At 36.4% G+C, this 14,822-nt stretch carries 11 protein-coding genes and 1 pseudogene; 8 read left to right on the forward strand and 4 right to left on the reverse strand.

All coding sequences use genetic code 11. The features are described 5' to 3' along the window. Together CLU97_RS20125 and CLU97_RS20130 are read right to left on the reverse strand one after the other, a co-directional pair. Window positions 1–951, reverse strand: a complete 951-nt coding sequence (locus CLU97_RS20125; protein ID WP_121489505.1) for an MlaD family protein — start codon at window positions 949–951, stop codon at window positions 1–3. Between the two features lie 130 nt (window positions 952–1,081). Continuing rightward, a pseudogene (locus CLU97_RS20130) lies at window positions 1,082–3,234 on the reverse strand (SurA N-terminal domain-containing protein). A gap of 260 nt (window positions 3,235–3,494) precedes the next feature. Here CLU97_RS20130 and lon point away from each other — a divergent pair. Further along, on the forward strand, window positions 3,495–5,900 hold the full coding sequence (gene lon / locus CLU97_RS20135; RefSeq protein WP_121489506.1) for an endopeptidase La: 2,406 nt from the start codon (window positions 3,495–3,497) through the stop codon (window positions 5,898–5,900). Window positions 5,901–6,104: 204 nt separating this feature from the next. After that, the gene (locus tag CLU97_RS20140) at window positions 6,105–7,217 is read left to right on the forward strand and encodes an AI-2E family transporter (RefSeq protein ID WP_121489507.1); all 1,113 of its coding nucleotides are present in this window, start codon (window positions 6,105–6,107) and stop codon (window positions 7,215–7,217) included. A 115-nt stretch (window positions 7,218–7,332) separates the two neighbouring features. Here CLU97_RS20140 and CLU97_RS20145 read toward each other — a convergent pair whose 3' ends face one another. Then, window positions 7,333–7,587 (reverse strand): bacteriocin-like protein, encoded by a 255-nt coding sequence (locus CLU97_RS20145; protein WP_121489508.1) that lies wholly within the window; start codon window positions 7,585–7,587, stop codon window positions 7,333–7,335. A 153-nt stretch (window positions 7,588–7,740) separates the two neighbouring features. Here CLU97_RS20145 and CLU97_RS20150 point away from each other — a divergent pair, with 153 nt between their 5' ends. Then, entirely contained in the window at window positions 7,741–8,118 is a 378-nt protein-coding gene (locus CLU97_RS20150; protein ID WP_121489509.1) for a DoxX family protein, read from the forward strand. Window positions 8,119–8,230: 112 nt separating this feature from the next. On the opposite strand, the gene CLU97_RS20155 is transcribed toward CLU97_RS20150, so the two are convergent. Then, window positions 8,231–9,589: an acyl-CoA dehydrogenase family protein gene (locus CLU97_RS20155; RefSeq protein ID WP_121489510.1), complete on the reverse strand. Its 1,359-nt coding sequence runs from the start codon at window positions 9,587–9,589 to the stop codon at window positions 8,231–8,233. 208 nt (window positions 9,590–9,797) lie between these two features. On the opposite strand from CLU97_RS20155, the gene CLU97_RS20160 reads away from it, so the two are divergent. The 5 genes from CLU97_RS20160 to CLU97_RS20180 all read left to right on the forward strand — a co-directional run bounded on the left by CLU97_RS20160 (window position 9,798) and on the right by CLU97_RS20180 (window position 14,807). After that, window positions 9,798–10,709 (forward strand): DUF4349 domain-containing protein, encoded by a 912-nt coding sequence (locus CLU97_RS20160; protein WP_121489511.1) that lies wholly within the window; start codon window positions 9,798–9,800, stop codon window positions 10,707–10,709. A gap of 156 nt (window positions 10,710–10,865) precedes the next feature. Then, window positions 10,866–11,390, forward strand: a complete 525-nt coding sequence (locus CLU97_RS20165) for a hypothetical protein (protein ID WP_121489512.1) — start codon at window positions 10,866–10,868, stop codon at window positions 11,388–11,390. Between the two features lie 207 nt (window positions 11,391–11,597). Further along, the gene (gene pgi / locus CLU97_RS20170; RefSeq protein ID WP_121489513.1) at window positions 11,598–13,238 is read left to right on the forward strand and encodes a glucose-6-phosphate isomerase; all 1,641 of its coding nucleotides are present in this window, start codon (window positions 11,598–11,600) and stop codon (window positions 13,236–13,238) included. A gap of 47 nt (window positions 13,239–13,285) precedes the next feature. Beyond that, complete coding sequence (locus tag CLU97_RS20175) at window positions 13,286–14,170, forward strand: bifunctional 5,10-methylenetetrahydrofolate dehydrogenase/5,10-methenyltetrahydrofolate cyclohydrolase (RefSeq protein ID WP_121489514.1); 885 nt, start codon at window positions 13,286–13,288, stop codon at window positions 14,168–14,170. 7 nt (window positions 14,171–14,177) lie between these two features. Then, on the forward strand, window positions 14,178–14,807 hold the full coding sequence (locus CLU97_RS20180; RefSeq protein WP_105703506.1) for a 7-carboxy-7-deazaguanine synthase QueE: 630 nt from the start codon (window positions 14,178–14,180) through the stop codon (window positions 14,805–14,807). Window positions 14,808–14,822 lie beyond the last annotated feature (15 nt).

A 14,822-nucleotide genomic window follows, 5' to 3' on the forward strand; every position in this document is an offset into this window, starting at 1 on the left:
TTAGTCTTTGTTATTTTTACCGAAAACCGAGAAGTTGATATATCTCTTCGGGTTCGCTTTCATATCTTCGATTAATGAATTCAAGTTAGTAGAAGCCGAATTCAGGTTGTTATACAGCTGATCGTCTTTCATAATTTTACCTAAACTTCCTTCTCCTCTGTCAATACCTCCGATTACCTGATTTAATTTGCCTACGGTAGCATCTAAATTGGCAATGGTAGAATTCAATTGCTTCGTATCAATGCTCTGAGCTAAATTTCCATATTTATCCAAAGTTACTTTTCCGCTCTGCATTGTAAGACTTGCATCATCTAATACTTTCTGTAGTTTAGGGTCATTGTGTCCTACAAGATTGTTTACACTTCCTGCTGTAGTTTGCAATGCTCCTACTGTTTTATTAAGATTGGATAACAAAGCTTTTATTTCAGCTCTGTTTTGAGCATCTACAAGGAGATTGGCATTCGCCATTAAAGAGTCTACTCTGTGTAAAACTACCTGCAGCTGATCTTTTACCGGACCTACCTGAGAAGAAAGACTTCCCAGAGTTCCCAGTTTGAAAGCTCCTTTCAGGGTATCACCGTCTTTTGCAGTGGGACCTCCATACATAAGGTTTACTCTCATTTCTTTACCAGACATTAATCCCGGTTCAAAAATTTCTAATGATGAATTTTTTGAGAATTCGAATTTGTTATCAACTGTAATTTTTACGACAAAACTAATTTTCCCGTCTTTTGCGGTCAGAGGAATGATTTTGTCCACCTGTCCTACTTTCAAACCGTTAATAGAAACAGCCGAAGACTGCGCAAGGCCTTCCACGTTGTCATATTTTGCGTAAAATATATTATCGGTAGTAAAAAGGCTTTTCCCTTTCATAAACTGAAACAACACCACAAAGCCTACAATAGCTAGAAGTGTGATCACACCAGCTTTTAATTCTTTACTGAACTTCACTTGCTAATTTTTTTCTAATAAGCAAATATAGTACATTTTAAATAAATCTTTTCCTTTATTGTTCTGCGTTAAATACAAAAAAAAGCGACAAAAAATTTTGCCGCTTTTTATATCATATGAAATGAATTTCTTATTGTTGCTGATGTCCCAGCTTGTTCCAGATCTCGATTCTGTAATCTTCGATATCTGCATTGTCCTGAAGACTCTTCATCCAAGCCTGTCCGAACATTCCTGAACTTCTCTGAGTAAGAGATTCTGTAAACTGCTTAAGATCTCCAGGCTGTTTGTTTACGGTTTCTGATTTTTTGATCAAAACATAAACTCCCGTTCCTCCTTCAACAGGGTTAGAAAGCTTACCTTTTGCAACACCAAATGCAGCACCGGCCACTTTAGGTTCCATTGCACCAGCTACCGAAGGATTCAGTAGATTTACCTGAGCAGACTGTTTTTGAGCTGCAAATAGTTTAGCTACCTGATCTAAGTTTGAAGCTTTTGCGGCAGTAATTTTATCAGAGATTTGTTTTGCAGCCAATTTATTTTTAACTACAACTTCTATCTGATCTCTTACAGATTCAGGATCTGCAAGACCTGCTTCCTGTTTTCCGTTTAGATATACTACAATTTTATCACCTGTTCCTTCTACAGTAAATAATTCAGTATCTCCTTTTGTTCTTTTCTTATCAAAAGCCCAAGTAAGGATTTCCGGATCTTTTTCAGTACCTAAGCCCTGAAGCTGACCTTCAAATCTTTTGGCTGCTTTCGGATTAGTGAACTGGTAATTTCCTTTCTTAGCAATATTCACGAAATCGTTGAAAGATTTCCCCTGAACCTGCTGAATGAATTTTCTTGATTTTTTATCTGTTTCAGCCTCAGTAGCATCTGAAGGTTTGATTGCTTTCACAAGGTTAGCAACTTTATACCCCATAGATCCTGATTTCTTATCTTCAATATTGATGATATGATAACCGAACTGTGTTTCTACTACTCCTGTAGCTCCTTTTGGATTATTTGCAAGGTAAGTAAGGAACTCAGGAACAAAAGGTGTTTCCGGAGTTGTCCATCCTAAGCTACCTCCTTGTGCTGCAGAATTCGGATCGCTGGAAAGCTTAAGGAATTCTGTGAATTTAGCAGGAGTTGCTTTTACAATAGCTCCAATAGAGTCTGCTAATTTCTTAGCCTGCTCTTTAGTTCTTGTTACACCTTGACCAGCAGGACTTCCTTTGAATGCAATAAGAATATGTCTAGACAATGTAGAATCTGAAGCTCTTTTACCTACCAATTTAGATACTACATAAAGGTCTTGCTCTTTGTAAGGACCAAAAGTTTGACCTACTGCCGCAGCTGTGATTTGATCTTTGATCGTTGGAGGCAATTGTGTAGGATTCACATATTGTGGGTTGAATGGCGCATCAGAGTTTGCCGTTACAAACATAGAATCGTTTTTCGTATTCTGGAAGTTTTCTGTACCTCCGCTCGCATCTGTACCTCCCGAATATAATTTTGTAATTTCTTTCAGAGCGGCTGCATCATCTGCTGCACTAGGTTTTGACGGAAAATATACGATACCGATATTTCTGCTTGGCTCAGCTTTGAACATTACAGGGTGCTGCTTGATGTAGTCAGCAAGATCTTGTGTAGTCACATTGATCTTTGTTTTCTGAAGATACGCTGCATAATCTACTTTCACAAAGTCGATATCTGCAAGCTGATCTCTCTGCTTCATCAATTCTTCGGCTTCTTTCTTACCGGTAGTGATACCCGCTGAAATATTGGTAAACACCTGTCTTGCCATAAGTCTGTACTCAATAGTCTTTTTAGTTTTCAACCATTGGTTATATCCTTCAGGATTGGTGTTTTTTAATGTTTCAATTTCTTTTTTAAGCTCTTGAGTTTTAAAATTACCTTTCTCATCAAAGAACTGTTGATTCTGAGCAAACATCTGATCATACTGGATCTGATTCCAGAAATAATCATCATTCATTTCAAAGCCCAGTTTCTCAAACTGTTGTTTGATAAGTTTAGATTGTACAAGTAACTGCCAAGCCTGCTCTTCAAGACCGTTTTTCGGACGCCCTTGCTGATCAGCCTGTTGCTGCAACACGAAAAGCTGATCATTGAACTCTTCGCGGGTGATTTTCTCACCATTTACTTTTCCTAAAACGTCAGGATTCTTACCAAAAACCTTGTCGATACTATCTGGGTTCACCAGGAACGCCAAAAGCGCTAAGGCTATTACTCCATTAAAAGCCAAGGCTTACTCCTAATCTGTCCTAAAATTGCCATTTTATAAATTATAGTTTTTTATCAGTTTGCGAAAATACACATTTTTAAGAAATTACAGAAACAGAACTGCTTTATTTTGATTTTTAATGCAAAGATTATCTAAAAAAGGAAATTTTGACCGTATTTTTAAGTAAAAAACAAATGGCATAAGTATTGTGCATTTTTAGAATATTATAATATGCCACACGTTTTCAGCGCATATTATAAAAAATCCTTTTAACGATAAAAAACGAAAATGACAATTTGTCATTCGATTGACTATGACAGAATTTGAAGATATTAGTTTAGAAGAAATGATCAGCGATGGATTTGATATCGTAGCTGAAGAAATCAATCTTTCCGACTTCGCAGAGACTGATAAAAATTCCGAACAGAAAATATTCCCGATACTTCCCGTAAGAAATATGGTTATGTTCCCGAATGTGGTAATTCCTATTACTGCAGGAAGAAAAACCTCTATACAGCTTCTTGAGGAAGCGCAGAAAAACGGTGATTTTATTGGAATTGTAAGCCAGAAAAATTCGGATCTGGAACAACCTTCCGAAAAAGACATTTATTCTACCGGAACCCTGGCAAAGATCATTAAGATCATTAAGCTTCCGGAAGGCAATATTACGGCTATCACTAAAGGTTTTCACCGATTTAAGATCAAAAAAATCGTTGATAAACAACCTTATTTCAAAGCAGAAATTTCAAAATTAAAAGATACACGTCCTAAAAATCAGGATGAGTATGAAGCTTTGCTGGAAAACATCAAGGATCTTGCTTTAAAAATTATTGAACTGGATCCTAATATTCCTAATGCCGCAAATTTTGCGATCAAAAATATTAACAATAATGATGATCTCCTGAATTTCATCTGTACAAATGCTAATTTTTCTTCTATTGCAAAGCAAAAGCTTCTTGAAGAGAAAAGTCTGATGATAAGAGCCAATCAATGCTATGAAATGATGCATGAGGATTTCAGAAAACTGGAACTGAGAAATCAGATTCATCAGAAAACTTCCAAAGATCTTGACAAACAACAGAGAGAGTATTTTCTGAATCAGCAGATCAGAACCATTCAGGAAGAACTGGGAGGCGGACCTGAGAGTGATGTTGAAGATCTGATAGCAAAAGCTAAGGCTAAAAAATGGAGTAAGGAAGTAGAAGAACATTTCCAGAAGGAAATTGGCAGACTTCAACGCCAGAATCCTAATTCTCCGGATTATAATGTACAGAGAAATTATCTGGATTTCTTTACGGATCTTCCTTGGGAAACGTATACAAAAGATATTTTTGATATCGCTAAGGCGGAAAAAGTGCTTGATAAGGCTCACTTCGGATTGGAAGATATCAAAAAAAGAATTCTGGAGCACATGGCTGTTTTAAAATTAAAAAACAACATGAAATCTCCTATTCTGTTATTGGTAGGACCTCCGGGAGTTGGTAAAACATCTTTAGGAAAGTCTATTGCAGATGCTTTAGGAAGAAAATATGTAAGATTATCATTGGGTGGTCTTCATGATGAGAGCGAAATCCGCGGACATAGAAAAACGTATATCGGAGCTATGGCAGGGCGAATTTTGCAGTCGATTAAAAAATCAGGCACTTCAAATCCGGTAATCGTTCTTGATGAGATTGATAAAATAGGACAAGGTCTACATGGGGATCCAAGCTCAGCATTATTAGAAGTTCTTGACCCTGAACAAAATAAGTCTTTTTATGACAACTTCCTTGAGATGGGTTACGACCTTTCAAAAGTAATGTTCATTGCTACGGCTAACTCTCTTTCAACAATACAGACTCCTCTTTTAGATAGAACGGAGATTATTCAGATTGCGGGTTATACTTTGGAGGAAAAAATTGAGATTGCCAAAAGACATTTAATCAAGAAGCAACAGGAAGAAAATGGCTTAGATGCCAAATCATTCAAACTTGGAAATGCAGAACTTAAGCATATTGTAGAAGCACACACTTCAGAAAGCGGTGTAAGAACACTGGAGAAAAGAATTGCTGCCGTTGCAAGATGGGTAGCGCTTCAAACTGCTTTGGTAAAAGAATATGATCCAAAAATCTCTGTGGAAAAAGTTGATGAAATTCTTGGAGTTCCAAGACCGAAAAGCTTATCTGAAATCACCGGAGTTCCGGGTGTGGTAACAGGTCTTGCGTGGACAAGTGTAGGTGGAGATATTCTTTATATTGAAAGTATCCTAAGCAATGGAAAAGGTTCTTTAACCATGACCGGAAACCTTGGAACGGTAATGAAAGAATCCGCTACTATTGCTCTTGAATATATTAAAGCCAAGCATGATGAGCTGGGAATTCCTCAGGAAGAACTTGACAAGAAAAATATTCACGTTCACGTTCCTGAAGGGGCAACTCCTAAAGACGGCCCATCTGCGGGTATTGCAATGCTTACATCTATGGTTTCTTCTTTCAAAAACAAGAAGATAAAACCTCACCTTGCGATGACGGGAGAAATTACTTTAAGAGGAAAAGTACTTCCTGTAGGGGGGATTAAAGAAAAACTTCTTGCGGCAACAAGAGCAGGAATTAAAGATGTAATCCTTTGTGAAGCTAACAGAAAAGACGTAGAGGAAATAAAAAAAGATTATTTAAAAGATCTTAAAGTACACTACGTAAACAGAATGGAAGAGGTAATTGATATAGCCATTGAAAAATAAAAAACTTACAACATATTAACTTCTCAATAAGGAAACACGTTCTGATATTCAGGGCGTGTTTCTGTTTTATTACAAAAAGCTTAGCTTTTCTTATCAGGTGGAATAAAATTTGCTGAATACAAGATAATTCCGAAGGATTGAATAAAAATTTTTCAATTCAGAAGGGTTTTCTTATTTTTATTCCACACCGCATATTTTTAGATTATGAATTTTCTTAGACTTCCTTTCCTTGTCAAGCTTACGCTTGTGGTGATTTCCATTATTGGTCTTGGCTATCTTTTGGCATTAGGACAGACTATTTTAGCTCCGTTTTTTCTTGCTTTCCTGATGGCTATGCTGTTTTTGCCGGCTGCCACTTTTATGGAACGAAGATTAAGATTCCCAAGATCCATGTCTACAATGACTTCCGTATTTATTATGCTGATTATTTTAGGGGGTATTATTTATTTCTTTACCCATCAGCTCTCTGATTTCAGTAAGGATCTTCCTCACCTTAAGGAACAGTTTACAACGGTTTTCAATGGTTTGCAGCATTGGGTTTCTAAAACCTTTAATGTAAAAGTGGATGAACAGGTAGATTATATCAACCAGGGACTGAATAAACTTTTGTCTTCTTCAGGAATGATTTTAGGTTTTACGTTCGGGATTTTTTCAACAGGATTTGGATTTATTGTGTTTTTCATCCTGTTTTTTATCTTTATTTTAAATTACAGAAGGCTTTTAAATAATTTCATCGTTACCGTTTTCAACGAAAGACATAAAGCCAGTGTACAGGAAGCAGTAAATGAGATCAGAATGATGACCAAGAAATATATCTTCGGTCTGTTTCTTCAGGTGGTTATCGTATCTATCCTTACTTCAACTCTTCTTACCATTTTAGGGGTAAAATATGCTATTCTTTTAGGAGTTTTAACGGGATTATTAAACGTTATTCCGTATCTGGGAATTTTTATTTCTCTTTTAATTTCCTGTTTTATAGCATTTGCTACTTCTACTCCGTCCACTTGTATTTATGTTGCGTTGGGATATATTGCCATTCATGCTGTAGATGGTAATATTGTATTGCCATTTGTGGTAGGCTCAAAAGTGAAGATCAATGCTTTATTTTCCTTTATCGGGATTCTTTTAGGGGAACATCTATGGGGAATTGCAGGAATGTTCCTGTGTATTCCGGCCATTGCGATTATAAAAATTATTTGTGAAAGAGTGGAAGATCTGAAACCTTGGGGAAGATTGCTCGGGGAAGAGCAGAAACCTAACAAGAAGAAGAAAAGCTATAAGATTTCCAAGAATATTACGCTGAAGGAAATGGACTAAAATATGAGTAATAGGTAATGAGTAATAATTGACTTACTCCTAATCTTGAATGTTTAAATCTTAAACTTTAAATAAAAAAGACTGCCTTTTTAAAGACAGTCTTTTTTTATTTTATTTATGGAAGAGCGCACAAAGGACTCATTCCATTCGGACAGGTTTCTGTGCACAGGATATAAGTTTGACTATCCGGGCAGTATCCATAATCCGGCGTTGGTGTGGTTCCTCCACCGCCACCTCCTCCTAAGCAAGGATCATCTGGTGGAATTTTACATGGACAGCCAATGGGTCCAATATCACATTTCCCAACACCTCCGCCTCCTTGAATTTCTCTTAGATCTGTACGGTTTAATTTTTTAAGATTTTTCAACATAATATTATTAGTTTAATTTGCAAATCAAATATAAAGAATAAAATTATCCAAAAACTAACATTAACCGATCATTAACACTAATTGTTTATTTTCTATAAAAACTTCGCACATAAATCCCAATTTTATTTTACATTTGATATAAAATCATCAATCATGAAAGTAATAAAATTCATTGTATGTCTACTTTTCGGACTTATGTTTATTAACGCCGGATTAAACAAGTTCTTCAACTATATGCCTATGGAAAAACCGACTCCTGAGCAGATGAAACTTTTCGCAGCTTTCGGAGAAATCAGCTGGCTGATGCCTTTAGTAGGGATTGTAGAAGTCATTGGCGGATTATTATTCATCTTTCCAAAAACAAGAGCGTTGGGAGCCATTGTTATTTTACCTGTGATGGTAGGAATTGTGACACACGTATTCACTATGGACAAATCTCCAATGGGAATGGGCATTGCCGGAGTGATGTTCCTGATTAATCTTTGGATGATTATTGACAACAAGGAAAAATACAAACATTTAGTGTCGTAAGGCTATTTTAGTTTATAGATGATAGGTTGCAGGTTTTATAGTGTTCCATTAAAATTTATGGTTGTTAATACACTATGACCTATAACCTATCATCTACTACCTTCTACCTCTTCTATACAAAAGCGCTGAAACCTGTAATCGATCTTCCTACGATGAGCGAGTTTATTTCTTTTGTTCCTTCGTAAGAATAAATAGCTTCTGCATCAGCAACAAATCTGGCTACATCGTACTCCAGCAGAATTCCGTTTCCTCCCAGTACTTCTCTTGCTCTGGAAACAATATCTCTTGTTCTGAGAGTACAGAAAACCTTAGCTAAAGAAGCATGCTCATCTTTTAAAATTCCTTCATCCTGCATTTCAGACAATCTGAAAACCATTGTTTGCATGGCAGTAAGGTTGGACAGCATTTCTACCAAATGCCCCTGAATCATCTGGAATGAAGCAATAGGCCTTCCAAACTGTTCTCTTTTTCGGGTATAATCCAGAGCACTTTCGTAAGCTCCACGTGCGCAGCCTGTAGCCATCCATGCTACTCCTGCTCTGGTCATTCTCAGTACTTTTCCTGTATCTTTAAAGGAGTTGGCATTCTGCAAACGGTTTTCTTCAGTTACAAGACAGTCTTTCAAGGTAATTAATCCATTCTGGACAATTCTTAAAGCCATTTTTCCTTTGATCTTTTCTACAGAATATCCAGGATTATCTTTTTCTACAATAAATCCTTTCACTTCTCCACTATCCAGATCTCTTGCCCAGATAATTATTAAATCAGCAAATGTTGCATTCCCAATCCATTTTTTCTGACCGTTAAGAACCCAGCCTTCCTGTGTTTTTTTACAGGTAACGGTAAGTCCGCCTGCAGCTCCTGAGCCTACTTCCGGCTCGGTAAGACCAAAAGCCCCTATTTTTTCAAATTTCTGCATTTGTGGAAGCCATTTCTGCTTCTGCTCTTCTGATCCACAGATATAAATAGAACCCATTGCAAGTCCGGATTGCACTCCAAAGAAAGTAGCAATGGAAGCATCTATTCTTGCCATTTCCATCGCAATAACCCCTTCCATCAGGAAAGGCATTCCAGGACAGCCATACCCTTCATAAGTAACACCGCAAATATCCAGTTTCTGGAATTTCGGGATCAGTTCAAAAGGGAATTCGTCCCTGAGCCAGTAGTGATTGACCAGAGGCTTTACTTCTTTTTCCATGAATGCTCTTACTTTAAGCTGAATTTCCCGTTGTTCAGGGGTCAGAGTATGGTAGATATCATAGAAGTCTCCGTCAATAGGGGGAAGTTCCTTTTTTTTCTTTTCGGGATCAAGCATTTTCATAAGCCCGGTAAGCTGTTTATCATCCAGTTTTGAAAAATTATGCATCAGTTTGGGCAGGTCTACTTTTTGAGAAATAGCACTTAACTGATCGAAATTTATGGATGTGAATAATCCTATTGCGTTTCTGATTTTGGAAAAAGTATTTGACATAGTGATAGATTGTAGTTTTGGTTTGTAAAAGATATGCAAAAATTGCTCCGAAAGCAAAGCTCACAGGTCAAACCCGTTTTACAAAATACTCAATTTCAACAAATTAAAAGATCATATTTTATTTACAAGCTTTTTACTTTTGATTTTCAAGCGTTACAAAAGATCCTGACTGAACTTTGACTTCAGGAAAACAACAAAAATAAACGCTATGAAAACTACTTACATTACATTATCTCTATCTGCTGTTCTTTTATTAGGAATTTATTCATGTAAAAAGGGAGAAGTCTCCTCTAAAGAACTTGAAGCTTATGCTGCAACAGACTCTGCAGCAGTGATTCTATCAGATAGCATCTCCTCCGTTGCAGATATGAAAGTAAAAGACAAACAGTTCATCAAAACTGCGGATGTGAATATGGAAGTAAAAGATGTATATAATGCAACTATTGCCATTGAAAAATCTGTACAGGATCTTGGAGGATTTGTGACCAACAGCAATCTTCAAAGCAACGTGGTTTCTGAAAACACTTATAACACTTCTAATGAAGAAGCAATGCTGGTAAAAAAATATCAGACAGAGAACAGAATGCAGGTACGTATTCCTACGGAAAAGCTTGGGGAATTATTAACAGCTATCAATACGAACAAATTATTTCTTAATTCAAGATCTATCAATGCGGAAGATGTAACAGCTAACATCAAATATTCTGAACTGGAAGGAAAAAGAAATCAAAAAACTTCTGATAATATCAATAAACTGAAAACAAATAAAGATAAAGTAAAGCTGGACGATGAGAACATGTCTGAAGGAAATCTTCAAAAACTTTCCAGCATAAACATGACAGATAACCTGAAATACAGCACCATAGATATCTACATCAAAGAACCTCAATTGCGTATTGCAGAAATTGCTGTTACCAATACAACAAGCATTGACAATAAATATAAATACAATTTCATCTATGATGCTAAAGATGGATTTGTGTACGGCTTCTATCTGATTCAGAGAATTATAGTAGCTCTCATCAATGTATGGCCCCTTGTATTAATTGCTGCAATAATCATCTATTTTTTAAGAAAAAGAAAAATTTTAAAACCTGAACATTCAAAAATCCAGGAATAAAAAGCTATCCTAACCAATTGGTTATCATCATAATTTTAGATTTTACAGCCTCCCGTTTTTCGGGAGGTTTTTATTTTTTGAAAAAAAACTGTAACGATTGCAACTCCTACTTTACCTACTGTTTAAAAGGATAGAAAATCAAAAAAAAGTAATACTATGAAAAATTTAATACAACTTGGATTCGCAGTGTTATTATCACTGAATTCTCTAACAGCAAATGCTCAAAGCAAAAACATAAAAGATAACAGCCTGCTTTGGGAAGTTTCACCTTCACAGCATACCATTTATTATATATCTTATGCTTTATTGGTAGTAGTATCATCTTATTACCTGTTCGGATTCTATAAATTTTACAAGCAGACGGAACTTTATACAGGAAACACCAAAAACAGCCTTTGGAAGATCTACCATGAACTGCGCCTGAATATGGAGCGATATCAGTCTTTTGGGTTCTTATTACTTCCTCACTTTTTAGTAACAATAGGACTGGCGATTTATAATATGATGGAAAAACATGGAAAATCATTAACAGAACTAACATTTCCTCAACAACTGGGATTAATCATCACTGTGCTTATTGGAACTCTGGGTGTGATAATAAGTATTGTTCTCTGGACAAAATACATCTATGGAAAAAGTGCCAAACAACTGGAAAATATTCTGAATGAAATGGACGAATAAGCTCTCAAATTCTCATCACAAAACACTTTTTATACAACCTCAGATGAACTCTGGGGTTTTGTTTTTTAAAAAAATGTTATTTATCGTCTTCAAATTTATCTGAGGTTTTATTTTTCCGTAAATTTGCAAATCAGAAATAAATGATTATGGATTGTCAGTTATTTTTAATCCGATCCATCATTTTCTGAAAGATAAAAATTCTGTAATATGCTATCAAAAATAAATCCAACACAAACTAACAGCTGGAAAGCACTTGACGAACACTTCGGGGGAAACGATTTTGATCTTAGAACCCTTTTTCAATATAATCCGAACCGTTTTAAAGAGTTTTCCATTCAAAAGGACAACTACCTTTTTGATTATTCTAAAAACTTAATTGATTCCAGAACAAAGGATCTTTTACTACAATTGGCTGAGGAAAGCCAGCTAAAAGATGCTATTTCTAAAATGTTTTCCGGAGATAAAATCAATGAAACAGAAGGAAGAGCTGTGCTACACACTGCATTAAGAGATTTTTCTGACCGTGAGATCCTTGTGGACGGAGAAAACATCAAGCCACAGATCAAAAGAGTTCTTGAGCATATGAAGTCCTTTTCTGAAAAAGTGATTTCAGGAGTGCACAAAGGTTTCAGTGGAAAAGAAATTACGGATGTAGTGAACATCGGAATTGGAGGATCAGATTTGGGTCCTGTAATGGTTTGTTCTGCTTTAAAGCATTTTAAAACAAGATTAAACGCTCACTTTGTGTCCAATGTGGACGGAAATCATATCGCAGAAGTAGTGAAGAATTTAAATCCCGAAACTACTTTATTCATCATTGCTTCCAAGACATTTACCACTCAGGAAACAATGACGAATGCCAATTCAGCTAAAGACTGGTTCCTGAAAGCAGGAAAACAGGAAGATGTAGCAAAACATTTTGTTGCCTTATCTACTAATATTGAAGAAGTTAAGAAGTTTGGAATTGCAGAAGAAAATATTTTCGAGTTCTGGGACTGGGTAGGCGGAAGATACTCTCTTTGGAGTGCTATCGGACTAAGTATTGTTCTTTCTGTAGGATATGAAAACTTTGAACAGCTTCTAAAAGGAGCTTTTGATACAGATCAGCATTTCCAGACCGCAGATTTTTCGGAAAATATTCCTGTATTAATGGGACTTTTGGGAATCTGGTACCGTAATTTCTATGCGGCTACTACTTACGCAATCTTGCCTTATTCTCAATATCTGGACAGATTTGCAGCTTATCTTCAGCAGGGAGATATGGAAAGTAACGGAAAATGCGTAGACAGAAACGGAGAATTTGTAGAATATGAAACAGGACCTATTATTTGGGGAGAGCCCGGGACAAATGGTCAGCACGCATTCTATCAATTGATCCACCAGGGAACAGAATTGATCCCGGCAGACTTTATTGCCTATACAAAGAGTCCAAACAAAGTTTCGGATCACCAGGATAAATTATTAGCGAACTTTTTTGCTCAGACTGAAGCGCTTGCCTTCGGAAAGCTGGAAGAAGAAGTGGAAGAGGAACTTAGAAATTCCGGTAAATCTGATGAGGAAATTGACCGATTACTTAACTTCAAAGTCTTCCACGGAAACACACCAACTAACTCAATATTATTCAAAGAATTAACTCCTTTTTCATTAGGTCAGCTAATTGCTTTATATGAACACAAAATTTTTGTTCAGGGAGTAATCTGGAATATTTTCAGCTTTGACCAGTTTGGAGTGGAATTAGGAAAAGTATTAGCCAATAAAATCCTTCCTGAATTGGAGAACAGTGAGGCAATAAGCTCTCATGACAGTTCTACTAATGGATTGATTAATTACTATAAAGAAAATAAATAGTAAGTAAAAAGAAAGTAAAAGTAAATCTATAAAGTAAAAAAGTAAAAATGGCAGAAATTCTTGACGGACTTAAAGTATCCAAGGAAATTAAAGCAGAGATCAAGGTTGAAGTAGAAAAGATTCTCGCAAGCAAAAGAAGAGCTCCGCATTTGGTAGCTATTCTTGTAGGAAACAATGGAGCTAGCAAGGCTTATGTAAATGCTAAAGTGAAAGACTGTGAGGAAGTAGGATTTCAATCAAGCTTGATCAAATTCCCAAGCACGGTTTCAGAATCTGAATTATTGGAAAAAATTGATGAGCTTAATAAGTCTAAAGCAGTAGATGGATTTATCGTTCAGCTGCCTTTACCAGACCAGATTGATCAGGAAAAAATCATCAATGCTATTGATCCAAGAAAAGATGTGGATGGTTTCCACCCTGAAAACTTCGGAAAAATGGCTCTTGAGATGGATACTTTCTTACCGGCAACTCCTTTCGGTATTTTAACATTATTAGAAAGATATAATATTGAAACCAAAGGAAAAGACTGTGTAATCATCGGAAGAAGTAAAATTGTAGGAAGACCAATGAGCATCCTGATGGGAAGAAAAGATTTCCCTGGAAACTCTACCGTTACCCTTACGCACTCATACACGAAAGACATCGAAGAATATACGAGAAAAGCAGATATTGTAATTACTGCTTTAGGAGATCCTCATTTCTTAAAAGGAGATATGATTAAAGCAGGAGCAGTAATCGTAGACGTGGGTATTACAAGAGTAGATAATGACTCTCCAAAAGGATATTACCTTGCAGGTGACGTAGATTTTGACAGCTGTGCAGAAAAAGCAAGCTGGATTACCCCCGTACCTGGAGGAGTAGGACCAATGACAAGAGCAATGTTGATGAAAAACACCATCATTGCTTACAAAACTTCGGTCTATAACGACTAATTTTAAAATGAATAAAGAAGAAGATATTTTATTAAAAGAAGGTAAAATGCTCCCTGTAATGGAGCATTTTTACACTTTACAGGGAGAAGGAGCACACACCGGAAAAGCCGCTTATTTTATCAGGCTGGGAGGGTGTGATGTAGGCTGTCACTGGTGTGATGTAAAAGAAAGCTGGGATCCCGAACTCCATCCTCTAATGAATACAGTAGAAATTGCAGAAATGGCTGCAAAACATTGTAAAACAATCGTTCTAACAGGAGGTGAACCTTTGATGTGGAACCTAGACATCCTGACTTCAAGACTGAAGGAGCTTGGATGTACCGTACATATTGAAACTTCAGGAGCCTATCCTATGAGCGGACAATTAGACTGGATCACCCTTTCACCAAAGAAAACAGGACTGCCTAAAGAAGAAATTTATCAAAAAGCCCATGAGCTTAAAGTGATTATCTTCAATCAGCATGACTTTACTTTTGCACAGGAACAGGCAGCAAAAGTTTCTGAAAACTGCAAGCTTTATCTTCAAAGCGAATGGAGCAAGAGGGATAATATGTATCCTCAGATCACAGATTTCATTCTTGCACATCCGGAATGGCAGGCTTCCGTTCAGACTCATAAATATCTGAATATCCCGTAAAAAAACGTAAATTAG

The organism is Chryseobacterium sp. 7, assembly GCF_003663845.1.
In the GTDB taxonomy this organism is placed as follows: domain Bacteria; phylum Bacteroidota; class Bacteroidia; order Flavobacteriales; family Weeksellaceae; genus Chryseobacterium.